The sequence below is a fragment of the Methylobacterium sp. JK268 genome (genome assembly GCF_054052225.1).
Window position 1 is genome coordinate 1 of the sequence record NZ_JBSVZN010000039.1, and the last position, 24,191, is coordinate 24,191.

At 69.2% G+C, this 24,191-nt stretch carries 42 protein-coding genes; 25 read left to right on the top strand and 17 right to left on the bottom strand.

Annotation, left to right across the window (positions count from 1 at the left end):
- From ACW9J6_RS29655 to ACW9J6_RS29730, 16 genes are all read right to left on the bottom strand, one after another.
- Positions 1-323, bottom strand: a 323-nt coding sequence (locus tag ACW9J6_RS29655) for a hypothetical protein (protein WP_457119946.1), incomplete at its 3' end; no start/stop codon positions are given.
- Complete coding sequence (locus ACW9J6_RS29660; protein WP_457119947.1) at positions 323-550, bottom strand: hypothetical protein; 228 nt, start codon at positions 548-550, stop codon at positions 323-325. The genes ACW9J6_RS29660 and ACW9J6_RS29655, both read right to left, overlap by 1 nt.
- Positions 550-741, bottom strand: coding sequence for a hypothetical protein (locus ACW9J6_RS29665; protein WP_457119948.1), 192 nt, complete (start codon positions 739-741; stop codon positions 550-552). Before ACW9J6_RS29665 ends, ACW9J6_RS29660 begins: the two co-directional genes overlap by 1 nt.
- A complete protein-coding gene (locus ACW9J6_RS29670) occupies positions 738-1,166 on the bottom strand; it encodes an HNH endonuclease (protein ID WP_457119949.1) in 429 nt (142 codons plus the stop codon). The genes ACW9J6_RS29665 and ACW9J6_RS29670 overlap by 4 nt, the downstream gene beginning before the upstream one ends.
- A gap of 1 nt (position 1,167) precedes the next feature.
- The gene (locus tag ACW9J6_RS29675) at positions 1,168-1,620 is read right to left on the bottom strand and encodes a helix-turn-helix domain-containing protein (RefSeq protein ID WP_457119950.1); all 453 of its coding nucleotides are present in this window, start codon (positions 1,618-1,620) and stop codon (positions 1,168-1,170) included.
- Positions 1,621-1,631: 11 nt separating this feature from the next.
- Positions 1,632-2,087 (bottom strand): hypothetical protein, encoded by a 456-nt coding sequence (locus ACW9J6_RS29680; protein WP_457119951.1) that lies wholly within the window; start codon positions 2,085-2,087, stop codon positions 1,632-1,634.
- Complete coding sequence (locus ACW9J6_RS29685; RefSeq protein ID WP_457119952.1) at positions 2,084-2,548, bottom strand: DUF7694 domain-containing protein; 465 nt, start codon at positions 2,546-2,548, stop codon at positions 2,084-2,086. The genes ACW9J6_RS29680 and ACW9J6_RS29685 overlap by 4 nt, the downstream gene beginning before the upstream one ends.
- A gap of 1 nt (position 2,549) precedes the next feature.
- The gene (locus ACW9J6_RS29690) at positions 2,550-3,185 is read right to left on the bottom strand and encodes a lambda exonuclease family protein (protein WP_457119953.1); all 636 of its coding nucleotides are present in this window, start codon (positions 3,183-3,185) and stop codon (positions 2,550-2,552) included.
- Positions 3,185-3,919, bottom strand: a complete 735-nt coding sequence (locus ACW9J6_RS29695; RefSeq protein WP_457119954.1) for an ERF family protein — start codon at positions 3,917-3,919, stop codon at positions 3,185-3,187. Before ACW9J6_RS29695 ends, ACW9J6_RS29690 begins: the two co-directional genes overlap by 1 nt.
- 21 nt (positions 3,920-3,940) lie before the next feature.
- Positions 3,941-4,369 carry a hypothetical protein gene (locus ACW9J6_RS29700; RefSeq protein ID WP_457119955.1) on the bottom strand — a complete coding sequence of 143 codons (429 nt, stop codon included), beginning with the start codon at positions 4,367-4,369 and terminating at the stop codon, positions 3,941-3,943.
- Between the two features lie 3 nt (positions 4,370-4,372).
- The gene (locus ACW9J6_RS29705) at positions 4,373-4,555 is read right to left on the bottom strand and encodes a hypothetical protein (protein WP_457119956.1); all 183 of its coding nucleotides are present in this window, start codon (positions 4,553-4,555) and stop codon (positions 4,373-4,375) included.
- Positions 4,552-4,725, bottom strand: coding sequence for a hypothetical protein (locus ACW9J6_RS29710; RefSeq protein WP_457119957.1), 174 nt, complete (start codon positions 4,723-4,725; stop codon positions 4,552-4,554). The genes ACW9J6_RS29705 and ACW9J6_RS29710 overlap by 4 nt, the downstream gene beginning before the upstream one ends.
- Positions 4,722-5,036 carry a hypothetical protein gene (locus ACW9J6_RS29715; RefSeq protein ID WP_457119958.1) on the bottom strand — a complete coding sequence of 105 codons (315 nt, stop codon included), beginning with the start codon at positions 5,034-5,036 and terminating at the stop codon, positions 4,722-4,724. Before ACW9J6_RS29715 ends, ACW9J6_RS29710 begins: the two co-directional genes overlap by 4 nt.
- Positions 5,036-5,161: a hypothetical protein gene (locus tag ACW9J6_RS29720; RefSeq protein WP_457119959.1), complete on the bottom strand. Its 126-nt coding sequence runs from the start codon at positions 5,159-5,161 to the stop codon at positions 5,036-5,038. Before ACW9J6_RS29720 ends, ACW9J6_RS29715 begins: the two co-directional genes overlap by 1 nt.
- 11 nt (positions 5,162-5,172) lie before the next feature.
- Positions 5,173-5,571 (bottom strand): hypothetical protein, encoded by a 399-nt coding sequence (locus ACW9J6_RS29725; protein ID WP_457119960.1) that lies wholly within the window; start codon positions 5,569-5,571, stop codon positions 5,173-5,175.
- Positions 5,572-6,044: 473 nt separating this feature from the next.
- Positions 6,045-6,836: a helix-turn-helix domain-containing protein gene (locus ACW9J6_RS29730; RefSeq protein ID WP_457119961.1), complete on the bottom strand. Its 792-nt coding sequence runs from the start codon at positions 6,834-6,836 to the stop codon at positions 6,045-6,047.
- On the opposite strand from ACW9J6_RS29730, the gene ACW9J6_RS29735 reads away from it, so the two are divergent.
- A complete protein-coding gene (locus ACW9J6_RS29735; RefSeq protein WP_457119962.1) occupies positions 6,835-7,086 on the top strand; it encodes a hypothetical protein in 252 nt (83 codons plus the stop codon). The two genes, ACW9J6_RS29730 and ACW9J6_RS29735, sit on opposite strands and share 2 nt — an antisense overlap.
- 20 nt (positions 7,087-7,106) lie before the next feature.
- Here the strand turns inward: ACW9J6_RS29735 and ACW9J6_RS29740 are convergent, their stop codons facing one another.
- Complete coding sequence (locus ACW9J6_RS29740; protein ID WP_457119963.1) at positions 7,107-7,604, bottom strand: hypothetical protein; 498 nt, start codon at positions 7,602-7,604, stop codon at positions 7,107-7,109.
- A 200-nt stretch (positions 7,605-7,804) separates the two neighbouring features.
- Between ACW9J6_RS29740 and ACW9J6_RS29745 the strand changes: the two genes are divergently transcribed.
- The 24 genes from ACW9J6_RS29745 to ACW9J6_RS29860 all read left to right on the top strand — a co-directional run bounded on the left by ACW9J6_RS29745 (position 7,805) and on the right by ACW9J6_RS29860 (position 24,176).
- Positions 7,805-7,978: a hypothetical protein gene (locus ACW9J6_RS29745; RefSeq protein WP_457119964.1), complete on the top strand. Its 174-nt coding sequence runs from the start codon at positions 7,805-7,807 to the stop codon at positions 7,976-7,978.
- Positions 7,979-8,229: 251 nt separating this feature from the next.
- A complete protein-coding gene (locus ACW9J6_RS29750) occupies positions 8,230-8,952 on the top strand; it encodes an AP2/ERF family transcription factor (protein WP_457119965.1) in 723 nt (240 codons plus the stop codon).
- A gap of 256 nt (positions 8,953-9,208) precedes the next feature.
- The gene (locus ACW9J6_RS29755) at positions 9,209-9,700 is read left to right on the top strand and encodes a hypothetical protein (protein ID WP_457119966.1); all 492 of its coding nucleotides are present in this window, start codon (positions 9,209-9,211) and stop codon (positions 9,698-9,700) included.
- A gap of 23 nt (positions 9,701-9,723) precedes the next feature.
- Entirely contained in the window at positions 9,724-9,996 is a 273-nt protein-coding gene (locus tag ACW9J6_RS29760) for a hypothetical protein (protein WP_457119967.1), read from the top strand.
- Between the two features lie 24 nt (positions 9,997-10,020).
- On the top strand, positions 10,021-10,269 hold the full coding sequence (locus ACW9J6_RS29765) for an Acb2/Tad1 domain-containing protein (protein ID WP_457120051.1): 249 nt from the start codon (positions 10,021-10,023) through the stop codon (positions 10,267-10,269).
- The gene (locus ACW9J6_RS29770) at positions 10,269-10,886 is read left to right on the top strand and encodes a DUF2829 domain-containing protein (RefSeq protein ID WP_457119968.1); all 618 of its coding nucleotides are present in this window, start codon (positions 10,269-10,271) and stop codon (positions 10,884-10,886) included. The genes ACW9J6_RS29765 and ACW9J6_RS29770 overlap by 1 nt, the downstream gene beginning before the upstream one ends.
- Before the next feature lie 13 nt (positions 10,887-10,899).
- Positions 10,900-11,355: a hypothetical protein gene (locus ACW9J6_RS29775; protein ID WP_457119969.1), complete on the top strand. Its 456-nt coding sequence runs from the start codon at positions 10,900-10,902 to the stop codon at positions 11,353-11,355.
- Between the two features lie 85 nt (positions 11,356-11,440).
- Positions 11,441-11,890: a RusA family crossover junction endodeoxyribonuclease gene (locus ACW9J6_RS29780; protein WP_457119970.1), complete on the top strand. Its 450-nt coding sequence runs from the start codon at positions 11,441-11,443 to the stop codon at positions 11,888-11,890.
- Positions 11,887-12,180 carry a hypothetical protein gene (locus tag ACW9J6_RS29785; RefSeq protein ID WP_457119971.1) on the top strand — a complete coding sequence of 98 codons (294 nt, stop codon included), beginning with the start codon at positions 11,887-11,889 and terminating at the stop codon, positions 12,178-12,180. The genes ACW9J6_RS29780 and ACW9J6_RS29785 overlap by 4 nt, the downstream gene beginning before the upstream one ends.
- The gene (locus tag ACW9J6_RS29790; RefSeq protein ID WP_457119972.1) at positions 12,177-12,758 is read left to right on the top strand and encodes an MT-A70 family methyltransferase; all 582 of its coding nucleotides are present in this window, start codon (positions 12,177-12,179) and stop codon (positions 12,756-12,758) included. Before ACW9J6_RS29785 ends, ACW9J6_RS29790 begins: the two co-directional genes overlap by 4 nt.
- A 4-nt stretch (positions 12,759-12,762) precedes the next feature.
- Positions 12,763-13,077: a hypothetical protein gene (locus tag ACW9J6_RS29795; RefSeq protein WP_457119973.1), complete on the top strand. Its 315-nt coding sequence runs from the start codon at positions 12,763-12,765 to the stop codon at positions 13,075-13,077.
- Positions 13,074-14,201, top strand: a complete 1,128-nt coding sequence (locus tag ACW9J6_RS29800; protein ID WP_457119974.1) for an ATP-dependent DNA helicase — start codon at positions 13,074-13,076, stop codon at positions 14,199-14,201. Before ACW9J6_RS29795 ends, ACW9J6_RS29800 begins: the two co-directional genes overlap by 4 nt.
- Complete coding sequence (locus ACW9J6_RS29805) at positions 14,198-14,776, top strand: hypothetical protein (protein WP_457119975.1); 579 nt, start codon at positions 14,198-14,200, stop codon at positions 14,774-14,776. Before ACW9J6_RS29800 ends, ACW9J6_RS29805 begins: the two co-directional genes overlap by 4 nt.
- On the top strand, positions 14,773-16,188 hold the full coding sequence (locus ACW9J6_RS29810; RefSeq protein ID WP_457119976.1) for a primase-helicase family protein: 1,416 nt from the start codon (positions 14,773-14,775) through the stop codon (positions 16,186-16,188). The genes ACW9J6_RS29805 and ACW9J6_RS29810 overlap by 4 nt, the downstream gene beginning before the upstream one ends.
- A 282-nt stretch (positions 16,189-16,470) precedes the next feature.
- Positions 16,471-16,917, top strand: a complete 447-nt coding sequence (locus ACW9J6_RS29815; RefSeq protein WP_457119977.1) for a MucR family transcriptional regulator — start codon at positions 16,471-16,473, stop codon at positions 16,915-16,917.
- Positions 16,918-16,935: 18 nt separating this feature from the next.
- Positions 16,936-17,385: a hypothetical protein gene (locus tag ACW9J6_RS29820; RefSeq protein WP_457119978.1), complete on the top strand. Its 450-nt coding sequence runs from the start codon at positions 16,936-16,938 to the stop codon at positions 17,383-17,385.
- Positions 17,386-17,464: 79 nt separating this feature from the next.
- Positions 17,465-18,322 (top strand): hypothetical protein, encoded by an 858-nt coding sequence (locus ACW9J6_RS29825; protein ID WP_457119979.1) that lies wholly within the window; start codon positions 17,465-17,467, stop codon positions 18,320-18,322.
- 112 nt (positions 18,323-18,434) lie between these two features.
- Complete coding sequence (locus ACW9J6_RS29830) at positions 18,435-18,689, top strand: hypothetical protein (protein ID WP_457119980.1); 255 nt, start codon at positions 18,435-18,437, stop codon at positions 18,687-18,689.
- Between the two features lie 157 nt (positions 18,690-18,846).
- Positions 18,847-19,764 carry a recombinase family protein gene (locus ACW9J6_RS29835; RefSeq protein ID WP_457119981.1) on the top strand — a complete coding sequence of 306 codons (918 nt, stop codon included), beginning with the start codon at positions 18,847-18,849 and terminating at the stop codon, positions 19,762-19,764.
- A 128-nt stretch (positions 19,765-19,892) separates the two neighbouring features.
- Positions 19,893-20,051, top strand: coding sequence for a hypothetical protein (locus ACW9J6_RS29840; RefSeq protein WP_457119982.1), 159 nt, complete (start codon positions 19,893-19,895; stop codon positions 20,049-20,051).
- A 187-nt stretch (positions 20,052-20,238) separates the two neighbouring features.
- Positions 20,239-20,478: a hypothetical protein gene (locus tag ACW9J6_RS29845; RefSeq protein WP_457119983.1), complete on the top strand. Its 240-nt coding sequence runs from the start codon at positions 20,239-20,241 to the stop codon at positions 20,476-20,478.
- A 167-nt stretch (positions 20,479-20,645) separates the two neighbouring features.
- Complete coding sequence (locus tag ACW9J6_RS29850; protein ID WP_457119984.1) at positions 20,646-20,927, top strand: DUF5681 domain-containing protein; 282 nt, start codon at positions 20,646-20,648, stop codon at positions 20,925-20,927.
- The gene (locus ACW9J6_RS29855) at positions 20,914-22,218 is read left to right on the top strand and encodes a PBSX family phage terminase large subunit (protein WP_457119985.1); all 1,305 of its coding nucleotides are present in this window, start codon (positions 20,914-20,916) and stop codon (positions 22,216-22,218) included. Before ACW9J6_RS29850 ends, ACW9J6_RS29855 begins: the two co-directional genes overlap by 14 nt.
- Complete coding sequence (locus tag ACW9J6_RS29860) at positions 22,206-24,176, top strand: portal protein (RefSeq protein WP_457119986.1); 1,971 nt, start codon at positions 22,206-22,208, stop codon at positions 24,174-24,176. The genes ACW9J6_RS29855 and ACW9J6_RS29860 overlap by 13 nt, the downstream gene beginning before the upstream one ends.
- Positions 24,177-24,191: the final 15 nt, after the last annotated feature.

The window sequence follows — 24,191 nt, forward strand, 5'->3', positions numbered from 1 at the left end:
CGCGCCTCGATCTCCGCGAGGAGCCGCCCGGCGAGGCCGGCCGGCTGGCCGTTCTCAAGGCGGGTGACGGCGTCGCGGAACGCGGCGAGCGGCACGCCGTGCTGGAGCGCGATCGACAGGATCACCGCGATGTCCCGGGCGTCGTCGGTCATCGCGGACGCCAGCTTGTGGCAGTCCAAGAAGATCTCGACGATCGGCGTGCCCGGACGGGTCCGGCCGAGGCCGGCGGTGTAGCGGGTGCCGACCGGGTCGTGAGGGCCGCGCGAGAACACGAAGTCGAAGACGTCGTGGCCGCGCCGCTGGGGAAGCTGCTCGCGCGCCATCAGTGCAGCCCTCCCGCCACCGGCCGCTCATCCGCGCCGCGCCCGTCCTGCGCGCCCTCCAGCGCCTCCGACAGGCCATCGCGCAGGGCCCGGGCGCCGTCCGGCGTCAGCGGCAGGATGGCGATCGGCCGGCCGTCCGCGGACCAGAGCTGCAGGGTGAGGATCCCACAGCCGCAGGTGCAGCCGCGCAGGCGGTAGGCGGAGGCGATGGGGACGAGGTGGGACATCAGGCGGTCCTTCTCCGGGCGGCCGGCGCCGCGTGCGCCTTGTTGATCGCCGCGGCCGCGGCCTTGAGGCGGACGTCCGCCTGCGTCGGCCCGAACACGGTGGTGGCGGTGGTCCCGCGCTCGATCCGAGGGAGCCAGAGGCGGTCCGGCGGGCAGGCCTCGTCGACGCAGACGAAGACGCGAATGGTCATGGCCGCATCTCCATCGTCGCGGGCGGCGTCGGCATCGCCTGCATGAAGTCCAGTCGCGGAAACCAGCCTGTCGCGATCCAGATCTGATGCGGATGCGTGCCGCGCCTCACCATGCGGCGGATGCGGGTGTAGGCCTCATGCGCCGGTCGGTTGCGGCGGTACTCGTTGCACCACCGGCAGGCCGCGATCAGGTTCTCCGCGTCATCGGCGCCGCCCTGGCACCGGGGCGCGATGTGATCGCGCGTGGCCCGCCGGTACTGGATCGCCCTGCGCCGCTGCCGGACGTGCTTGGCCCCAAGGTCGACCATCGCCTCGGCGACCGAGCAGCCCGGCCGGAGCATCCGAAAGGTGCAGTAGGCGCAGCGCCAGTTCTGGGCCTCGGCGAGGGCGGTTGTCTGGAGCCGGATGAGAGCGAGGACCGACATGTCACCGCACCTCTGCCGGCCGCCCGGCGCCCTCGCCCGCCACCCGCAGCCCGATCGCCCGCAGGTGATGCAGCACCGTGGTGTGATCCCGCCCGATGGCGGCCCCGAGCTGATGCAGGCTCATGTCGGGGTGCGCCTCCACGAGCGCGGCGAGGACGGCGCGCCGCGCCTCGACGAGATCCGCCCCGCGTCCGCGGCCCCTGATGTCCTCGACGCTGACGCCGTGCTCGATCGCGACCCGCGACACGATCCGGCGCGGTGTCCGGGCGACCTGGTCGGGATCGAGCACCTGGTAGACGACGGCGTCGTCCTGCAGGCGGATGCCGGCCGGGCTCGCGTCGAACGCGGCTCTCGCCGTGCGGCGCTGGTGGGCATGGGCCGCCTCGATCTGGCGGCGGCAGGCCGCGCGGTAGCGCTCGGCCATCTCCTGGCGGGTGCGGGGTTCGGGCTGCATCGCGGCGCTCCTTAGAAGGGCATGCCGTCGTCCTCGTCCTCATCGGGACGAGGCAGGCTCAGGCGGGCGGGCGGCTCGTAGGGCTTGTTCGCCGCGAGCGCCGCGTCGCGCTCGCACGGGGAGAAGCTGAAGAGCGCGCTGGCGGCGTAGAAGTGCGTCTTCCAGCCGTGCCGCTCGGGATCGCCCTTAAGCGGGACGTCGACGCGCAGAAGCTTGGCGCCGAAGCGCTCCTCCTCGCGGACGCGCCCGGCGTGGCGGCGATGGCCCATCACCTCGACGACCATCCACTCCCAGCCGTCGGCGGTCTCCTCGGCCCGGGAGGCCGCCTCCATGGCGGCCAGCGCCTCACGGGCGGCGAGGTCGGATGGGCTTAACGCCCGGTCGGCCTCGGAAAGCTTGGCGCGCTCCTCGGGATCGGTCGCGCGGAAGATCGCGACGGACACGGCGTGCTGGCGGGGATCGGTCATCGCGCGCTCCCGTTGAAGAAGGTCTCGGCGGTCGCTTCGCGCACGGCGCGGCGCTGCGCGGTGCTCATGGCGCCGACTTGCTCGGGCGAGAGGTCTTTCGCGCCGACGAGCGCACCGGGCGGGCGCGGGATCTCGGCATCGTGCGGGCGCCAGAGATGCAGGCAGTGGGGATGGTTGTTGATGTGATCCGCCGCGGGCACGTGCAGCTGCATCGCCACCTCGTCGTCGCGGAAGAACAGATCCTTGATCCGGCTCATCTCCGGCCAGTTCGGGCACCGGTTCGGGAGCGAGACGCTGACGTGATCCCAGCCTTCGGCCGCGCTCGCGATCACGAGGAGGCTCGCGCCCGTCGGGCGATGCGGGACGCGGAACGTCCCGACGATGGCCAGCGCCTCGGGCGGGATCGCACCGAAGCCGGGGATCACGATGCGGTAGGCGTCGAGGAGGCGGAGATCGCGCATGTCAGGCGGCCTCCCGCCGACAGAGGCTCATCAGCTGCGCGATCTGTCCGTCGACCTCCTGCAGGAAGGTGCGGACGTCCGCCTCGAGGCCCGCGATCATGGCGTCATCGCGGGTGACCCGGGTCCGGAACAGCTGAAGGTCGGTCGGGACGCGTGGGTCGAACGAGACGAAGTCGCACCATGCCCGACCGGTGGTGGCCATCTGCCACTGTACCTGCGGCACGTACTCTTCGGGCACCGTGCCCGAGAGCCAGGTCGCGAGGTGCGTCTCGGTCTTCGGGCACTTGAACTCGACAAGGCCATCGTCATCGATCAGCCCGTCGGGGCTCGCGCCTGACATCGGGATCGTCGGGTGGTCGATGAACCCGACCTGCGCGACCGCGAGATCGAACAGGAATTCGAAGGCGGCGCGGGCGGCGGGCTCGTGATCCCGCCCCCACAGCATCTCGGCACTCACGTAGTGGTTGGCGATCTGCCCCGTGAGGCGCTCGGCGACGAGCTGGGCGAGATAGCGCCCCCGCTCGGCCTTCCACGCCCCCTTGGCCGTGCGGCCGACCACGTCCGCGACGCGCGAGGCCGTGACCCGCCCGAGGCGCGCCTCGAACCACTCCGGGCTGCCCTGAACCATCCCAGCCATCACCGACCCCCGCGTTTGGCTTCGAGGGCGCGCTTGGCCTCCTCGAAGCGGGTGGCCGGGATGTCGGCGAGGCTCGGCACACCGATGTGCTTGAGGAAGCGCGGGAGGTCCGCTCCGACCTCCTGGGCGAGGCCCTGCAGTGCGGCGTGCTGCTCCTCGGTGATGCGGGGCCCGAGTCCGGCGCTCTTCCCGTCGTCGTCCTCGCCGCGGCTCGTGAGGTTGAGCAGGGCCGCCGCGGTGTACCGCTTCCCGTAGGAGGTCGAGGAGCCGACCGCCTGGACTGCGTTCTTCGACCCCGAGGTGTCGACCGGCAGTTCGAGGGTCGTTTCCTCGCTGTGCCCATCCCGGTGCATCAGGATCGCGGTGACGGTGACGCGATCGGGGGTGCGGCCCGTCTTGAAGCTGATGCCGAAGCCGTGGCGCGCGAGCACCGGCTTGATCGCGTCGTTCACGTCCTCCCACAGGGCGTACTTCATGCCCTTGTCGCCCCGGCCGCGCTCGGGGATGACGGGAAGGTCCTGCTGCATGCCGGCGAAGGCGGACGCGAAGGCGGCACGCGCATTGCGGGCGATGACGCGCTCCTGCATGTCGAGGAGCTGCTGCATCTTCGCGACATCGAAGTTCGGATCGCGGGCGGCTCGCTCGATCAGGGAGAGAACGGCCGTTGTCTCGCCGGCGACGGCCGGCGCTTGGCTCTCGTCGCGCATAGCGACGGCGTTCGGGCTGCTGCTCACGTGGATCTCCGGACGGTGGGGCTACTCGGCGGCCGCGGGCAGCGGGTCGGCTGCGGCGGCCTCGGCGGTGCGGGGGCTCTCTCCGGGTCGCGGCTCGAACGCCTCGACCTGCTCCCGGGTGCGGATGCGCTGCAGCGTCGCGACGGGCTCGGTGCTCTCGCCAAGGGGCCATTCGACCCAGGCGCGGCCCTTCGAGAGGCCGAGCACGACGCCATAGGGCCGGATGGCCGGGCTGTCGGACGGGCGCGCCTCGATCGCCCGGACCTCGTCGCCGACCGCGATGACGGTCTCGACGAGGTCCGCCACGGCGCGCGTCAAGTGGACCGCCGCATCAGAGCCGACGATGCTCCCGAAGATCGCGTCGGGGTCGCGAGCGTCGACGAAGTCGAACTTTACGCGCACGAGGAGCACGTCCCCAGGCACCAGCGTCTGGTCGACAGGAATCGGCATCGATCAGTCCTCCTTGGATGGCGTGGGCTCGCCCCGCGTCTGCAGGCGGGCGATGCGGGTTTCGGTGACGAGGACGAGTTGCTGGGCGCTCGCGCTCTCGGCAGCCGCCGCATCGGTGGCGGCCTCCAAGCGCTCGGCGAGGTCGCGCAGCACGCGCTCGGCGGGGGTCTCGGGGGTGTCGGTCACGCGCGCCTCCGCAGCAGCGCCGCGAGGCGGTCGAGCAGGTGCCAGCCGAGCGTCGCGTCGGCGCCGGCTTCGGTGAGGCGGCGGGATTCGACCGCGAAGGCTGCGATCGGTAGGCCGAACAGCAGGATCGCCAGCAGGTAGAGGGCGAGATCGCCATCGAGGCGCATCATGCCCTCCCAGCGCGGCGGTCGCGCTCGGCGGCGAGCTCGACGACCCCGGGCGGGGTTCGGCGCGCCGGCGTGGGCCGCTCGATGCTCTTGAGGAGAGCGCGGTGTGCCGTGGCGAGTTCGAGCGAGAGGCCGTCGATGAGCGCGGCGGCGTCATCGGGCAGCGCGTAGGCGCGCAGGATCGCGAGCGTCGCGACGGCGCGGGCGAAGTCGGCGCCGTAGCCCTCGATCGCCATGCGCTGGATGTCGAGCGCGGCTTCGAGCTGGCCGACCCGGCAGGCGAGAGCCTCGGCCTCCTGAGCGAGCGTCGTCATCAGAGCACCCGCAGGATGGTGAGGAGCGAGCCGCCGAGGACGACGAGGAGCCCGGCCGTTCCGATGTGGCGGGCGGCGGTGGCGATGCGGCGATCGATGGCCGCGAGGGCGAGGGCGAGGCGCACGGGTCCGCTCCTCACCAGGCGGTCGCCACGCCGACGCACGCGGGCGTCAGGCGGGTGAAGGGGATGGCGTCGGCGCGGGCGGCTGCCTCCTCGTTCGCGCGCAGCTTCGCGTGCAGCGCGGTCGCGAGGTCGTCCTCGTCGTTCGGGGTGAGCGCGGGCGCCTCGGGGGCGAGCAGTTCGAGGCGGATCTCGTCGAGGCGGCGGCGGCCGGCGAACGCGCGCTCCCGGGCCTCGCGCAGCACCGCCTCGTCCGCGGCCCCGACATGAGACAGGCGGGTCGCGCCCGCGACGAGGCCGAGGATGACCTCGTCGAGGTGGGCCTCGGCGTCGTCGAGGGCCCGGCGCGCGTCCCGCAGGCGGGACGGGGCGAGGCGGCGGGTGAGGTCGATGCCAGAGGGGGCGGTGGACACGGCGGGCTCCATCGCGGGGAGGCGATGAGCCGAATATTCCCCTTGGTGGGGAACCGGTCAACCCCTTTTAGGGGAATATGCGCAAAAACTTCCCCTTATCGGGGAAATTGGGTGGTTATCCACTCACTACCTGGACGGGAATTAGCAGTCCAATCAACAACTTACATCGGAAGCATCGGGAGTTTTGCACAGGGTTTTCACGACAACGGCGCACGTTGACGACTCACTGAGCGAGAACAAACATAGAACACAGTCCTTGGGAGGCTTCATGCACCGGTTCACGCTTCACCTGCTCTGCGCCAATTGCACCCGCCGGTCGACCCAGGAGCTCGACGCATCAAACGAGCCGGATCCGCCGACCACCGTTGAAGAGTTGATCGAATGTGGCGCGCTGCACCGAGTGCAGTACGTCTGCAAGAAGTGTGATTGTCCGTGCGGCGAGTTAGTCGCTATTGACCCGATCCAAACAGAGGTCAATCAAGTGGCATATTGACAATCACTTGGCGAACAATGGCGAGCACCCTCACGGTGCCGCCATCGTCTGCAAACTGATCTCTCGCCACGCTAAACGGTTTGTGGCGGGCATTCGATGAGCGCGGCAGGAATTCAACCTCATCCGCGTGGATCTTGATCTCCTTGCAAGACCATTCTCGCAGAAGACCATTATCACGGACGCGTTCGACTACGACCTTCATACCAGAGCGGAGCGGCAGAAGACTGTCTACGTCCTCATAATCGATACAGACGAGCGTAGACCCATTCGGCATGGGGAAGGGCTTGGCCGAGTCCATGCTGTCGCCCTCGACGATGAACGCAACCTGTCGAGCATCTGGGAATTCCGGATCAGGCATCGCCGTAACCGGCTTATGCACGAAGTACCCGAAATCTTCAGCTTCGCGATAGACACCGGCCGCTACTAGACCGGCTACGCGAATCGTATGTGAGGGGACGTCCGTCTGTACGACGGTTGACACTTCGGCTTCGAGCTTTGTCTCAAGAATTTCAGACTGCGGAACCTCGAAAGCCTTCGCTGCTAAAGCGATCGTACGAGCTGTGAGGCCGCGCTCGCCCCGCTCCAGCTTGATGAACTGTCCGCGCGAAACGCCCATGCGCTTGGCCGCCTCGTCGTGCGTCCAGCCGCGTTCCAGTCGGAGTTGGCGAAGGCTCGTCCCCATAGCGGGGAAAGATGCGCAATCCAGACGCAGAAATCTTTCCCCTTGGAGGGGTTGACGAGCTTCCCCTTTAAGGGGCATGTTCCCCATCATGAAGCTCCTGGCCTACATGCGCGAGCAGAAGCTCGACGATACGGCGATCGCCGCGCACGTCGGCGGCGTCACCCGCCATGCCGTAAAGAAGTGGATGTACGGGGAGCGAATGCCGCGCCCCGAGCAGATCGCGTCAATTGAGAGACTGACCGACGGCAAAGTCACGCTGGCTGACTGGATCCAGCAAGCTGCCGAGCGCGCCCGGGGCGTTTCGCCCGCCGAGACCGCGCCCGAGGGAGCGGCGGCATGATACTGCGCCGTCCTCACAACTCAGTCTCGCATGACGAGAGCGGGCTTATCGTCGTCGTACCGCTCTCCCCTAATGACCAGTTCCGCGCCACATGTGTGACAGATCATGAATATGCGGCGTCCCGTAGCGCGCAGCTCTTGTTGAAGGAGCGATTTTCTTCCGCGATTGTAGCAATTTGCACAAAGGCTATGCGGAGGCTCGCCATTCTCCATGCCGGACTTAGTAACGTAAGCAAGAACGCCCGAAGCAAGGGCCTTCAGCTCGTAGCGTTGCTTCTCTGCTTCCCAGTTTTCAAGATCTACTATCTTCTTTTCCAGATCGCGTACACGATCAACCAATTCAAATTGCGCCGCCTGGGCCGCGAGTGCGCTCTGCTGGGCGGACATGATCTCAGCCGACAGTTCAATGGCCTTCTCTCGCACGAGCACGGCATCGCGCAAGCCAACCATCGTCTTCGTGAGATCAACCGTGGTCTTCAAAGAGGAGGCCAGGGCTGAAATGGCTGCCATATCAGGCATCAACTGCTCCTTGGATCATATCGCAGTGACCAAGGTAGCGGCCCCAGCCGGATTGCGCACCGTGCGCCGGCTGGGGTTCGCGCTCCTTCTGACGCTGGCTCCGGCCTCGCCTGCGTCGTCGGCTTGCCGGGGCGACCTCGTGCGTATCGCGAACCCCGTGAACGGCCCGGCGCGGGTGCTCCTCCGGGAGGGTCGCTGAGATGGCGCTCGGCTGGACGATCCTCGCGCTGTGGCTGGTGATCAACGCGGCGTTCCTGGTGATCGTCACGGACCGGATCGGCGTCTGCCCCGCGTCGCGCCGCGTCGGCGGCGGGCTCGCGGCCTGTTTCCTGGCGGCGGCCGTGTGTTGCTTCGTGGCGGGGCGGCTCGCATGACCGGCCTCGCCCTCACCGATCGCGCCGGCCCTGGTGGCCGCGCCCCGAAGCGTCGGACCCCGGCGGGTCCCGATGCGCGCTCTCCTGAGCGCTTCCTCCCTGGCCTTGCCCCCTCTCCCGATGCGGAGAGGGGGTCCTTCTGGGGCCGCCATTCCCGACGTGCCGCGAGCCGCGGCGCGTGCGCCGGTGCCCTTCCCCCCTGGCGCGACACAGCCATGGGCACGGGCGCATCTCATAGTGAGGTCGTCGCCATGAAGGCACGCAAGGCGGTCTCCCGCGAAACGGCTGACCTTATTGCCCAGCGATACAATGCCGGCGGAGATTTTCGTTCGATATCTAGAGATTTTAATCTCACTGTCAGTCACGTTTCTCAAATTCTGCATGACAGAGACGATGTAAACATACGCGTTGGCGGTATCATGCGACGCAATCTTCGTCTTCGTGAAGAAGCATCTCAGCGGATCGCAATCATCCAGGGATCGCATGCCGAAATTACCACGTCGTGTGGTCACGTTATCAAGGTTGATATTGAGGATCTGCCGATAGTCCAGAACTACGTTTGGTCGATCATAAAAAGCCCTCATACTGGAGCCCGTCCTTATGCTGCGGCTTATGTGGCTGCTAGCAAGCGGGTGAGAATGCATCGTCTTCTGCTGAGAGCCCTGCCCGGCGAACTCGTTGATCATCGGTCCAGAGACTCCCTCGATAATCGCCGCAACAATCTTCGGAAATGTACCGTCAGGCAAAACAATACAAATATGGTTGGCCCCCTTTCTCAGAGTGGATTTCGTGGCGTAGAGCGTAATGAATGGTCGAAAGCACGCCCATATCGCGCTCGCATAAGAGTGCACGGTAGGACGCTCTATCTTGGTGGATTTGCAAATCCGGATGAAGCAGCGCGTGCCTACGATCGCGCTGCACTTCACTACAACGGCGAATTCGCCGTCCTGAACTTTCCGGAGGCGGCCAAATGATGATCGCTCTCCACACCCAACATGCATCGCTGGCGCGAGTGGTTCGCGACGCGATGCATGGGGCGGCTGCCGGTTCGGATGTCCGGCAGCCGCTTTCCTCTCTGCGTGATCGCCAGCGTTCCCCAACGTCCGATCGCGCCTGCGTAGTCGTGCGTACCTCCGTCCACCTCCTGCACTCCGATCACTCCCACGGTTCGACAGTGTTGAACCACGGGAGCCTGATCGGATGCGGTCAAAGTCGAAGGTCAGTCGCGTGATGATCACGGCTGAACAGGCGCTGGAGCGCGCACGCTCGCCCCTTGCGGCGCTCGTGGCGGCCCGCGCGCAGGCGGTCGGCTCCCGCATGGAAGCCTATCGCCTCGTCGGAGCCCCGCTCGGGCGCTCCGCCACCTGGGTGCGCAAGGTGCTCGGCCGCGCCCCCGATGTGCAGGTCGGGCTCCACGACGCCCTCAACATCGCGAGCCTCTACGACCGGCTCTGCGCGCGCATCGAGGCCGCGGCCGACGCGGTCGAGGCGGACAACCAACGGCTCCGGGAGGAACTCGATGCGGCTCTTTCGAGGCCTGTTCCGGCTCGCGGCCGGGTGGCTGGCGAACCTGCGGCTGCGGCGGGTGCCTCCGCCTCATCCGGAGCCGCTCGACGGGCGACCGCCTGCCCGGTGGTGGTCCCGGCTGTGGGCGCGCGTGCTGACGCGCTGGGCCTGACCGACCTGCCGCTGTTCCGCGGCACCGACCTCCCGCCGCGATAGGCGGCCAACTCGAGGAGACGCTCATGTCCAATTCGGCTGCCTTGGGGCCGTCGACCCTCTCCGACCTCGTGAAGCGCGCAGAGGCGCTCGGGGTCAACGCCATGTCCGCGGCCTCGCGCCTGGAGAAGCTCGCCGAGAGCCTCGGGGGCGCCGTTCCGGCAGAGCAGCCCATTGGCGCGACACCCCCGCCCGATCTGCCCGTGGTCGACCTCCTCCACGGGCACGCGGGCTTCCTCGAAGACCTCCTGGCCCGCGTCACGGCGGCGGTCGCACGCCTCGAAGCGAGGATCGGCTGATGGTGGGGGGCGCGGCACGAGGGCCTGCCGGTTGCGGGTTACCAGGCGCAGAGCGCCGACAAGGTCGCGATCGTGAACGCGAACAAGGTGCTCGAAGAGCGGTGCATTCGCACGGCCGAGAGGATCCGCGACATGCCGGGCATGGACGGGCGCATGGCGGCGCTCGCGATCACGAACCTCCAGCAGGGCTTCATGTGGCTGAACCGTGCCGTGTTCCAGCCGGGGCGCGTGACGCTGGCTGAAGACGAGCTCGATGAAGGGAGCACTTCGTGATGTCGGGATCCGGATCGGGCGGCCGCCAAGCGGCCGTCGAGCAGGACGTGGTCGAGGCGTTCGCCCCGACGCACGTCTCGACGAAGGCGGTGCGCGCGTTGGAGATCGTCTCCACCGACGATCTCGCCCTCGGCTACCTCGACGCGCGGATGCCCGACGGCAGCGTGCGCCAGGTCGACGTGCCGCGGGACCTCGCGCGGCGCGGCACGCCGGTGCCGGGCGACCGGCTCATCCTCTACCGCGACGGCTACGTAAGCTGGTGCCCGCGCGCGGTGTTCGAGCGGGACTATCGGGACATCGCCTCCATGCCGGTCGTCGGCACGGCGATGGGCTTCGGCGAGGCACTCCGCTCGCTGAAGCGGGGCGAGCGGGTCTGCCGGACCGGGTGGAACGGGAAGGGGATGCACTTGGAGCTGCAGGTGCCCGACGCCGGCTCGAAGATGACCCTTCCGTACATCTTCATGTTCACCGTCACGGGCGACCGCGTGCCGTGGCTCGCCTCGCAGACGGACATGCTGGCCGACGACTGGATGCTCGTCCCACGCGCAGCGGCCGAGCCGCCGCGCGTGCCGCGCCTCCCTGCGCCCGAGGACGCCTTCGAACCGTCCGCCGCCTGAGGGAGCGCCCGCCGTGTCCCTCCTCGACTTCCTGCCCTGGCGCCGTCGGCCGCCCGTGCAGCGCTTCCTCCCTGCCGACCTCAGGACCAACCTCATGGCGCTCCAGGAAACCGTCGACACGCTCGCGGCCGACATCAAGCAGCTCGCCACTGTCGCCGTGCAGACCAACACCCTCGCCGTGCAGACCGCGGCCGCCGCGACCGCGCAAGGCAAGCTGCTGGAGGCGCATTCGGCCGTGCTCGCCGACCTCGCCAAGGCGCAGGGCGTCGACACCACGGCGGCCGATGCCGCGCTCAAGGAGGCGAGCAGCACGCTCGCGACGCTGACGCAGACCGCGACCACCACGGCCGCGGCAGTGGCTGCGGCCGCTCCCGCTGTTGCTGCGACGGTCGCCGTCGACCAGGCGCAGCAGACGGCGACGCAGACCGGGCAAGAGCCCGCGGCGGCTGATCCCGCACCTGCGGCCTGAGGGAGGCCTCGGAAACGAACCGCCCGGGCCTGTCGGCGGACAGGGGCCCGGGCGGAGAAATCGTCTCGATTTCCTGGAGGGCTCTATGAGAGCCACATCGCGCCGCTCCCGACAAGCCCCGTCCGGCTTCATCGCGCTCCACGCGCCGTTGCGCCCCGCCCGCGACGAGGTCGTGGTGCGCCTGCCCGTGCCGCCGTCCGTGAACGCTCTGCACGCCCACGGCGGGCGGGGCGGCCCGCGGCGCTCGGACGCGTACCGGCGCTGGATCGCGGCGGCCGGCTGGCGGCTGCAGGCGCAGCGGCCCGGCCGTGTCGAGGGACCCTACGCCATCCACCTCGCCCTGCCCGAGGCCTCGCGGTGCGACCTCGGCAATCTTGAGAAGGCGGTGTCCGACCTCCTCCAGGCGCACGGCGTCGTGACGAATGACCGGAAAGCGCGGGACATCCGCCTGACCTGGCAGGCCCAGGAACCGGAGGTGGTCGTCACCGTACGCGCCGTCGCCCTGCCGCTCCTCGATGTGCCGAGGGCGTCGTGACCGCGATGCGCCTCCATCCGCTCTCCCACGACGAGCAGGTCAGCTACATCGCGCTGTTCTCGCGGCGCGGCCACCTGCTCGTGCCGGCCGAGGGCCGCACGGGCTACCGCTTCGTGTGTGATGACCCGGACGCGGCCCAGCCCGGGCCCTGCAAACATCGGCGCCTCTCGCCGGCGGCGATCGACGAGGCGGCGCGGCGTGGTCTCGTGGAGTCGTGCACGGCGGTGATCGGCGAGGATCTCCTCGGGCCGCAGCCTGTGCCGGCATGGCGCGCGCGAGGGCGGATATGACCTGGCCGTTCGATCCGCTCCCGCCCCTGTCGTTCGACCTGCTGATGGTCGATCCTCCTTGGGCCTTTGCGCTTCGCTCCGCGAAGGGCGAGGCGAAGAGCGCGCAGGCGCAGTACGCCTGTATGTCGCTCGACGCGATCAAGGCGTTGCCGGTCGCGCACCTCGCCCGCCGGGATGCGCTGCTGTGGCTCTGGGCGACGCACCCGATGCTGCCCCAGGCGCTCGACGTCATGGCGGCCTGGGGTTTCTCCTTCACCACCTCCGGCGTGTGGGTGAAGACCACCTCCGGCGGCCGGCTCGCGTTCGGCACGGGCTACGTGCTGCGCTCGGCCTCGGAGCCCTTCCTGATCGGGAAGTTCGGCCGGCCGCGGACGGCGCGCGATGTCCGCACCGTCATTATGGCCCCGGCCCGGGAGCACAGCCGCAAGCCCGACGAGGCCTACGCCGCCGCTGAGGCGCTGGCGACCGGCGCGATGCGGCGCGCGGACCTGTTCTCGCGCGAGACCCGGGACGGCTGGACCAGCTGGGGCCACGAGGCCGGCCGGTTCGACGCGCCCGCTCTCCAGGCCGCGGAGTAGCGCCATGGCTCTCACCCGCGATGAATGGCTGGAGAAGGAGCGCCAGGCCGAGGCCGCGCAGCAGGTGCGCTTCGACGGGCTGACGCGGCTCGCGATCGATCTCAGCGCCGATGCCGACGAGGCGGAGGCCAATGCCGATGCGCTCGCCAAGCTGCCGGCGGGCGACCCGGGCCCGCAACGCGCCAAGGCCGAACGGATCCGCCGCGCCGTCGAGCTCGTGGAGTTCGTCGCCGGCCGCCTCGACCGCGTCCACCTCCTGCAGCAGCCGGTGCCCTACCGGGGTGCGCGGTTCGGACAGAAGCAGCGGGGCACCGCATGACGACCTGGTCGCCTCAGCAGGATCGGGCGCTGAAGGCCATTCGCGAGTGGCATCGGTCGTCCGACGACCCGGTGTTCTACCTCGGCGGCTACGCCGGGACCGGCAAGACGACGATCGCCAAGCAGGCCGCGGCCGACTGCACCTCCGGCGGCGCCGGCTTCGCGCTGTTCGCGGCCTTCACCGGCAAAGCGGCGCTCGTTCTGCGCTCGAAGGGCTGCGCGGGCGCACGGACCATCCACTCGCTCATCTACACGGCCTTCGAGGAGGAGGAGACCGACGCGGAGGGGAACGTCGTGCGGGTGGTCCACCGCTACGGCCTCAACAAGCTCTCAGAGGTCGCGGCGGCGAGCCTCGTCGTCATCGACGAGTGCTCCATGGTCGACGAGAAGATCGGCAAGGACCTGCTCTCGTTCGGCACGAAGCTCCTCGTGCTCGGCGACCCCGCGCAGCTGCCGCCGGTGCGCGGCGAGGGCTTCTTCACCCGCTTCGAGCCGACCTTCATGCTGACGGAGATCCACCGCCAGGCCCGGGACAACCCGATCATCCGCCTGTCCATGGACGTCCGCGAGGGGCGCCGCCTGGAGCGGGGCACCTACGGCGAGAGCCGCGTAGTGCGCGGGCTCGGCCAGCGCGCGGTGATGAGTGCCGACCAGGTGCTCGTTGGGCGCAACGGCACGCGGCGGACCGTCAACGCCAAGATCCGCCACCTCCATGGGCGCGACCCGGGCCGCCCGGAGGTCGGCGACCGGCTCGTCTGCCTGCGCAACGACCGCAAGAAGGCGCTTCTCAACGGCGGGCTCTGGACGGTCGCTGAGGTCCTCGAGGACGACGGCCAGGCGGTCCGCATGACGGTCGCGTCGTGTGACATCGAGGGCTTGATGGTCGATGTCCGGGTGGCGCACCCGTTCTTCACCGAGCGCGTCGAGGACATCCCCTGGGAGGTCCGCAAGGGCTCCGACGAGTTCACCTTCGGCTACGCGCTCACCGTCCACAAGGCGCAGGGCTCGCAGTGGGATGACGTGCTGCTGATCGACGAATCGGGCGCGTTCCGGCGCGACAGCGCGCGGCACCTCTACACCGGGATCACGCGGGCGGCCGAGCGCGTGACGGTGGTGCTGCCATGACGCTATACCCCTTCCAGATCCTGGAGGAGCAGCGGCGCGGCAGCTTCCCTCCGCAGGCCCACGTCGACTGGTTCGCGAGCCAGGGCGTCGCGGCCCTGGACCTGTTCATGACCTGGGACGGCTACGCGCACCCGGTGCGCATTGACCGGGTCGCGTTCCTGGGCAACGACCGCTTCGAGTTCGAGCGGCACCTCAGGCGCGAGCGCGACGGCGTGGTGACTGCCTACACGGTCACGGTGCGGGACGTGCGCGGCTACGTCGCCGACATCGCCGCCTTCCACCCTCGCTCGGGCCGGGTGGCGGTCTGGCGGGGCGCCTGCGCGATGCTGGGCGAGGAGGAGCTGTTCTGCGCGCGGATGCGCGACGCGCTGCGCGTCCACCTCGATCCCCTGGGCTGGCTGAAGGCGCAGCGCCAGGGCGTGGTGGTGGTGAATGACCGCCGCGCGCGGCCACTGCTCCTCGAGGCGGGACCGCTCCAATGCGCGAGCGTCGAGCACGGGCGCGCGCTCCTCGGGATGCTGTCGCGCACCCGTCTGCCGACCGTCCTCGCCGACGCGCCCGAGGAGGCGGCATGAACAAGAACGTCGTGCACGTCCTGCCCACCGGCAAGGTGAAGTCAGCCGACGGCGAGCCGCGCCCGCTCGGGTTCGACATCGACCGGATGAACCGGGAGTACGCGCTGATCCTGATCGGATCGACCTCGCTCGTGCTCCACCAGGATCCCGACGCGCCGGTCGAGCACCGCGTGCGCATCCTGACGATCAGCGCCTTCCAGGACTGGTTCTCGAACCGCTTCACCGAGATTCGCACCGCCGACGGCGAGGTGAAGATGGTCACCTGGGCGGTGGCGTGGCTGCGCAGCCCGCACCGGCGCCAGTACGCGGGCATCGAGTTCCACCCGAACCCGGACGGGGTGCCGGGCAACCGCGGCTACTTCAACACGTGGCAGGGCTTCGGGCGGACCCCAGCGCCGAAGCCGAACGCCTATGCCGTGTTCCGCGACCACCTGCTCACCAACGTCTGCGGGGGAGACCCCGCGCTCTTCGCCTGGGTGTTCGGGTTCTTCGCCCACATCTTCCAGCGCCCGCGCGAGCGCATCGGCGTCTCGCTGGTGTTCCGGGGCAAGATGGGGTCGGGCAAGACCAAGGTGGGCGAGGTCATCGGTTCACTGCTGGGCGCCCACTTCCTGCTCATCGACGATCCCCGCTACCTCGTCGGGCAGTTCAACGCGCACATGACCTCGCTCCTGCTGCTGCAGGCGGACGAGGCGGTGTGGGCGGGCGACGTCAAGGCGGCCGGTCGGCTGAAGAGCCTCGTCACCAGCAGCGTGCAGATGATCGAGGCGAAGCGGGTCGACCCAATCCCGATGAAGAACTTCGTGCGGCTGATCATGACCTCGAACGAGGACTGGGTCGTGCCGGCCGGCAAGGAGGAGCGGCGCTTCTGCGTCGTCGACGTCGGCGACCGCTGCATGCAGAACAGCACCTACTTCGCCGAGATGGACGCCGAGCTCGACGCCGGCGGGCGCGAGGCGCTGCTGCACGACCTCCTGACCTTCGACCTCTCCTCGGTCGAACTGCGCCACATCCCGAAGACGGGCGCGCTCCTCGAGCAGAAGATCCACTCGCTCGACCCGATCGACGGGTGGTGGCTCGACCGGCTCACGTCCGGATGCCTGCTCGACGACGATGGGGAGTGGCTGCCCGAGGTCGGCTGCACCGCCCTCTACCGCAGCTACGTGGCCGCGGCCGACCGGATTGGGGTGAAGCGCAAGAGCGATCCGAATGCGTTCGGGGTGCGGCTGCACAAGCTGGTGCCGGGCCTCGCGAAGAAGCGTCCCCGTGCTGTGCCGGCACGGTGGAGTGAGGACGACGGGGCGAAGCGGCCCTGGCTCTACGTGATGCCGCCGCTGTCGGAGTGTCGTGAGGCCTTCGAGACATCGGTCGGGCAGGTCGTCGCGTGGCCGGAGGAGGACGGATTCGGGTGAGTGGTCCAAACGAGCTTGGACCACGGCGCCTTGCTTGGACCGCGTAAGTCATTGAAAGTAAAGGGTGGTCCAAACGGTCCAAACGGTCCAAACGAAATCGGGCCTCGTGCGCGCGGGCGCGAGCGCGGAACGGTCGCCCAGGCCGCGCGATTTTCCAGCAATTCGAAAAACCGTTTGGACCGTTTGGACCGTTTGGACCACCCTTTATTTTCAAAGAGTTAGATGGTCCAAACAAAACAAATCAGTTTGGACCACTTGGACCACTGCCCCAAGGAGAGCACCATGAGCGATGACCCCAGCACCCCCGCCGCCGACCTTGTGGGCCTGACCGCCGACATCGTCTCGGCCTTCGTGGCGAAGAATGCGGTCCAGCCCGCGCAGCTGCCGGAGTTGATCGCGAGCACGCACGCCGCGCTCCAGGAGCTCAGCAGGCCCGCCGTACTGGAGCCCGAGAAGCCCGTGCCACCGGTGCCGATCAAGAAGACCGTGACCCCGGACGCGATCATCAGCCTGGAGGATGGCCGCCCCTACAAGTCGCTGAGACGGCACCTGAGCTCGCGCGGCCTCACCCCCGAGCAGTACCGGGCGAAGTGGGGTCTGCCGCCGGACTACCCGATGGTCGCGGAAACCTACGCCGCCCAGCGCAGCGAGCTCGCCAAGAACCTGGGGCTGGGCCGCAACTCCGCCGGGCGGCCTCGTGGCAAGCGTTCCGGCGCGACGGCGCACTGAAGGAGGGCATGAGCGCGCGTGAGCCTGCTGGAGGGTGAGGGAGCGGGGGGTGGGGGTGGTGAACCCCCGTCGCCCCAGGCGGTTGCGGCGGGCCCGGATCCGCCGCGCTGGACCGCGAGGGACATCGAGCGATGGGTCATCATCCCGTTCCGGCTCCTGCGCGAGACAGCCATCATGGCCGGGCCCGGGAACGCGCTTCACTCGGTCGATCGGAATCGGCCGAGCGCCTCCTTCGACATCCTCGCATTCGCGCGGACGGTGTTGAGCGATCGAGACGAGCTGCTCGCACTCCTCACTTACGCGCGGATCCGGGCGGCCGGAGGCGACGCGGAGACGTCGATCGCGGAGTGGTGCCGCGAGAAGGACTGGCAGCGGCGCACCTTCGACCGTCGATGGAAACGGGCTTGTGAGCGGATCGCGAAAGCGAAGGACGAGGCGGATCGCCGGTCACGCGACCGAACGGCCTAAGCCCTTCTGGCACGGTTGACAGTGTCCAAACCGGCACGTGATCGGATCGAGCACAACATAAGCACAAGGGACTAAGACCGTGGCCGTTTCGACCACCGCTGGGATCCGCAAGACACCGCCCCTGGTCCCCTACCGCGGTCGCTCCCGCCGCGACCCGAACGACGCTCGTGGCGATCGCTACGACCGCCGTGGCGCCTACCAGCACGGCGCCGGCGTCGGGCGCCCGGCACGGCTCGCCGCGGTCGCAACAGCCGTCGTCGCGATCGACGATCCCCTGGAGCCCGGCAAGCGGCTCCTCGCTACCGTCAACCGCCGGGTCGACATCCTGGAGGACGAGCGCTCCCACGACCGGATCACGGTGAGCCAGTACGAGACCGCCCGCCAGGTGCAGGCCGTGCTCGAGCGCGCGTCCGGCGCGCGGCTCGGCTCGGGCGGCTGGGACGTCGGCGGCTCCCGCGACCAGACCATCGCGCACGAGCTCGCGGTCATCTACGCGATCGAGGACGCCCGCCTCGTGCAGAAGCTGCTCGCCCGCGTCGAGCGGGCGGTCGGCACGGTCGGCGCGCGATTCCTGCGGGCGGTGCTCGCGGACCGGATGAGCTTCGGGGCCTACGCGCAGGCCCGGGGTAAGGGCGGCGAGCGGGGCACCGCGCAGGTCGCAGCGCATTTCCGGCTGCTGCTCGAAGGCCTCGACGAGGCGTTCGTGGCCCGCGGGGTCGCCTCGGACATCGAGCGCTGGTTCCGGACCCCCGACACCGGCGAGGAGACCGACGCCCGCGGCAGGGTGGTGCCGGCGGGCCATGGCGAGGCCTGGGGCGCGGATCAGGCCCGGTTCGCGGAGCAGATGAACGAGGAGGCGGCCGGCCTCGCTCTCCCCGCTCGGCGGGGCTGGGACCGGGTCGCGGCCACGCGGCGGCGCCTCGCCTCCGACCGTTGACCCGACGGGCGAAAGGCGCCACAAGACCACCGTCCCGAGACGCACGCCCGCAGCCTCCCCGGCTTCGCGGGCGTTTTGCTGTCCGGAGGGACCGTGCCATGATCCATCCCCGATGAGCGCCCACGCGATCGCCAGGCAGATCCGCGACGAGGTCCGGAGTTTCCGGAGCCGCGAGCGGTTCCGCGATCAGGCCGATTACCTGGATCGCAAGGACGCGCACTGCCGGCGCGTCGAGGTCCTCGTCGCCGACCTCGTCCGCGCGATCGGCACGCCCGCCGCGCTGTCGATGGTGCCGGGCGCGCGCACCTTCGGGCGCCGGTCGGTGCAGGTCGTGATGCGGGATCGGCCGCTCGCCAAACGGGCCTGACGAGAGAACTCGGAACAGCCATTCGGCCTTCTCGCTCCTGCTGCCTCCGCAAGAGCGCGGAGGTTGGATTTTTCCGAATTCTTGGACTTCGCTGTGTTCTTGGAAATACGAATTCGGTATGCTTCCAAAATCTTGGCCGAGTTCGGATGGATCCGACATGCAGGGCTCGAAGCGCGTCACCAAGATGATGCACCGTCGCCGGAAGGCGACTCCGAGTGGTCTTGTTGAGGATCGTCCCCGCGTTGTCGGGTATGTGCGTGTCTCGACAGAAGGTCAGTTCGCGGATGGCTTTGGCCTCGACGTTCAAGAGCGGGCTATCAGAGCTTTTGCTCTGAGCCAGGGCTACGACCTTGTGGAGATCGTCTCCGACTGCGTGTCCGGAGCGACGCCCCCAGGTGATCGGAAGGGGTTCTCGCGCATTCTCGAACTTGCGGCCGAGCGGGCGTTCGGCATCCTGCTGCTCTACAAGTTCGACCGCCTCGCGAGGAACGTCCTTCACGCCGTCACGAGCGTGCACGCGATGCGCGACCAGTTTGGTGTCGTGATCCGGAGCGTGACAGAGCCGATCGACACGGCGAGCCCCATGGGCGAGATGATCTTTACTGTCCTCGCCAGCATGGCGGCGCAGGAGCGACAGGTCATCACGGAGCGCACCTTCGGGGGCCGGAAGGAGAAAGCGACAAAGGGCGGTTTCGCGGGTGGCGCGGTGCCCTACGGCTACCAGCGTGACAAGGACGGCGGCCTCGCCGTGAATGAGGAGCAGGCGGAAATCGTGCGCCGCATGTTCCTGGAGCGGATCAGCGGGAAGACACTCGCCGCGGTCACGGATAGCCTCAACGTCGACGGCATTCCTTCCCCGACCGGGAAGCGGTGGAGCATCAGTTCGGTCGCCTACCTGCTCGATAATCCGAAGTATCGTGGCGCGGTCGAGTATCTTTTTACGTGGAATGGCGCGGACACCCACGTGCTGCGCGAAGGCCAGCACGACCCAATCCTGACCAGCGACTTTCTTCAGCAAGCGGCACGACTTAGGCCTTCGGCCGCTGCCAGCAAGCGCAAGCCTCGCGCGGCTTAACCGCTCTCCATCATCGCGGCGCGTTCTCGCTTCCGCCCCATCGGGCCGGGTCCGAGACGCACGTGCTCCAGCCGGGCACTCACGTCGCGATCATCGGCTGACCCGATCCCTCACAATCCGGATTCCTGATGCGGTCGATCCCCTTCGCGGTCGCCTTCGCGACCTCGCTGCTGCGCGCCAAGATGCAGCATCAGCCCCTGCCGCCGCCCGCGAAGAAGAAGCGCCGGCTGAACCTGGAATCGCAGCAGCGCCGCCGCCTCGTCGGCGCCAAGGGCATGCGCCCGTGAGGCGGCCCGGCCTCGCCTGCGCGATCGAGGCGCGCAAGGCCGAGATCGCCGCTCGCGCCCTCGACGTTATCCGCCTCCTGCTTGGCGATCACCCGCCCGGGCCGCCGATCGCGCGCTCGGGCTCCGACTTCCCTCCGATGCGCGTGGTGCGCCCGGCCCGAGAGCTGTCCCGTGGGTGCGTCCGCTGATGGGGTCCGGGCTCCTGCTGGTGGTGCTGGTCTGCGCCAAGGGGCTCGCGCCCGACGCCTGCACCCGCGAGACGGCGCTCGACGTCATGACCCAGCCCGTCCCCACGCCGTTCGCCTGCATGCTCGGCGGCCAGACGATGGCTGCGCGCGAGGGGCTGGACGCGGCCACCTACGCCAAGGTGCTGTGCGAGCGCCGCGACCGGCCGCCCCGCAGCCCTTCGACGGCGCGCTCTGGCTGATGCTCCAGCGCCAGCATTTCCAGGGCTGGCCCTGATGGACGAGCCGACCCTCGCCGAGGTGCTGCAGCTGCAGGCCTGCGCCGTGGAGATCTGGTGGCGAGCGTGGCTCGCGCTGCCGACGGCGCTCCTGCGCACACTCACGCCCGCCTGAGAACAGGGCCCGAACAATGGCGTTCCAACCTGGGCAGTCCGGCAATCCCGGCGGTCGACCGAAGGCGATTGCCCGCGTCCGCGACCTCGCACGCGAGCATACCGAGACGGCGATCGCCGTCCTGGTCGAGATCGCGACGGAGGGCGAGAGCGAGGCCGCGCGCGTGTCGGCCGCCTCCGCGATCCTCGATCGCGGCTACGGCAAGCCGACGCAGCCAGTCGACGGGGATGGCGAGGGCGGCCCCGTGTCGCTGACGGGCCTGCAGGTCGTGTTCGTGCGGCCCGATGGTGAAGGCTGAGTTCCCGGAGCGCCTCGCCTTCCTCTTCGAGCCCGCGCGCTACAAGATCGCCTACGGCGGGCGCGGCGGGGCCAAGAGCTGGGGCTTTGCGCGGGCGCTCCTGATCATCGGCGCGAGCCGGCCGCTCCGGGTGCTCTGCGCCCGCGAATTCCAGAACTCGATCGCCGAATCCGCGCACGCGCTTCTGGCGCAGCAGATCGACATGCTCGGCCTCTCCGGCCTCTACGAGGTCCAGGACAAGCGCATCCTCGGGGCGAACGGCACCGAATTCATCTTCAAGGGCCTCCGCCACAACATCGCATCCGTGAAGTCGACCGAGGGCGTCGATATCTGCTGGGTGGAAGAAGCCCGCACCGTCTCGAAAACCTCCTGGGACGTTCTGATCCCGACCATCCGCAAGCCCGGTTCCGAGATCTGGATCAGCTTCAACCCGGAGCTCGAAGAGGACGAGACCTACAAGCGGTTCGTGAAGGCCCCGCCGACGGGCGCGGTGGTGGTCAAGATCGGCTGGCGGGACAATCCGTGGTTTCCGGGTGTGCTGCGGCAAGAGGCGCTTGACCTCCAGGCCCGGGACCCGGCCGCCTACGCCACGGTCTGGGACGGCCACTGCAAGGTGGTGCTCGACGGCGCGATCTACGCCAACGAGATGCTCGCGGCGACGCGTGAGGGCCGGTTCACCAAGGTCCCGCACGTGCCGGGCGTGCCCGTGCACACGTTCTGGGACCTCGGGCGGGCGGACAAGACCTCCGTGTGGTTCGCGCAGCAGGTCGGCGACGAGTTCCACCTCATCGACTTCTACGAGGCCCGCGGCCACGTCTTCGGCCACTACCTCGCGGTGCTCGACGAGCGGCGCGAGGCGCAGGGCTACGCCTACGGGGAGCACTGGCTCCCGCATGATGCCCAGAACGAGCTGCTCGCGGCCCGCCGCACCATCGAGCAGCAGATGTGGGACGCCGGCCACCGGGTGCGCATCGTGCCACGCTGGTCGGTCGCCGGCGGCATCGAGGCGGCCCGCAAGCTCTTCCCGCGCTGCTGGTTCGACGAGGAGCGGTGCGCGGACGGCATCCAGGCGCTGCGGAACTACCGCTACGACGTCGATCCCGACACCGGGCAGTTCTCGAAGACCCCGCTGCACGACGCCTACAGCCACGCGGCGGACGCCTTCCGCTACTTCGCCATCGGGATCGCCGAGCCGGTGCCGAAGGCCAAGCCCGAGGCCGGGCCGAACGACCGCTACGCCAGGCGCCGCCGCGAGCGGAGCATGCCGACAGGATCAGGATGGGCCGCGTGAGCGACACCGACACCGACGACGCGCCGGACCCGTCCGAGCAGGCCGGCGCCGCCCGCGACGCGCTCTTCCTGCGCCTCAAGGCCTGGTACCGCACCGACCGCGCAGCGTCCGACGGCTGGCGCAAGGAGGCGCGGGTCGATTACGACTTCGCGGCCGGCCGGCAATGGGAGGACAACGACGTCGCGGTGCTGCGGGATCAGCAGCGGGAGCCGATCACCTTCAACCGGGTGCTGCCCGTCATCAAGGCGGTGGCGGGGTCGGAGGTCAACTCGCGCCAGGACATCCAATACCTGCCCCGCCAGGTCGGCGAGGCGGCCCTGAACGAGGCGCTGACGGAGGCGTCGCGCTACCTCGCCGACGAGGCCGAGGCCGAGGATGAGGAATCGGACGCCTTCGTGGATCTCGTGACCTGCGGCATGGGCTGGGTCGAGATGCGCCTCGATTACGAGGTCAACCCGGACGGCGCCTACGTCGAGGACCGGGTCGACCCGCTGGAAATGGTCTGGGATGCCAGCGCCGTGAAGCGCAACGTCGCGGACGCGCGCCGCCTCTTCCGGGCGCGGAGCATGGACATCGCCGAGGCGCAGGCGATGTTTCCCGATGTCGACCCGTCGGAGATCGATGCGGCCTGGGCGGACGACCGCGAGGGCGAGACGCACCATCAGATCCAGCCCGGCGAGCGTCGCGTCGACCGGGCGGAGACGAGCGACGGCGGCACCCGCAGGGTGACGATCGTCGAATGCCAGTGGTGGGAGCGGCAGCGGGTCATGGTGCTGGCCGATCCGGCCACCGGGCAGACGCACGAGGTTGATCCGGCGACCGCCGCCACCATGCAGGCGCGGGCCGAGGCGCTCGGCATGCCGATCGAGGCGTATGGGCGCATGAAGCGGGTCTACCGCCGCGCGTTCCTCGGCGCCGTGGTGCTGGAGGACGGGCCCGCCCCGGCTGGCGACCAATTCTCCTACGCCTGCATGACCGGCGACCGGGCGCCCCGGGATCAAGGCGGCTGGTACGGGGTCGTGCGCCCGATGCGCGATCCCCAGCGCTACGCCAACAAGTGGCTGTCGCAGACCATCGACATGCTCAACCGCCAGGCCAAGGGCGGGCTCCTGATGGAGAAGGGCGCGGTCGAGGACCAAGCCGCGTTCGAGTCGAGCTACGCGAAGCCCGGCGGCATCTCCTGGGTGGCGGACGGCACCCTGACCTCGGGCAAGATGAAGGAGAAGCCGCTCCCGCAGCTGCCGGCCGGGCACTACCAGCTGATGGAGTTCGCGATCATGTCGATTCGCGACTCCTCGGGGGTGAACCTCGAGCTGCTGGGCCAGAAGATGAACGACCAGGCCGGCGTGCTCGAAGCCCAGCGCAAGCAGGCCGCGATGACCATCCTCGCCACCCTGTTCGATGCGCTGCGGCGGGCCCGCAAGCACATCGGCAAGGTGCGGCTGTACTACATTCAGAACTTCCTGAGCGACGGGCGCCTCGTGCGGATCGTCGGCGACGGCGTGCAGCGGGTCATCCCGCTCCTGCGCGACGTCACGGCCGGCGAGTACGACGTCGTGATCGACGAGGCGCCCTCGTCCCCGAACCAGCAGCAGGTGGTGTGGGCGACGTTCGTGCAGGTGCTGCCGATCATCAAGGAGATGATCACGCCGCAGGTGCTGCTGGAAATCCTGCCCTATTCGCCCTTCCCCGACAGCTTCGTGGCCAAGATGCGCGACCTGCTCGCGAACCAGGGCCAGGACCCGCAGGCGCTCGCGCAGCAGCAGATCGCCATGAAGACCGCGCTCGCGAAGATCCAGGACCTGAACGCGGGCGCGAACCTCAAGAACGCCAAGGCCGCGCGCGAAGGCGGGATGGTCCACCACGACGCGACCGCCTCCGCCATGGATGCGCTCTCGACGCTGGTCGGCGCCGCGCGCCAGGCGCAGCCCCAGGCCGCTCCCGCGCCCGCGGCCTGACCCTCTCCGCCCGGC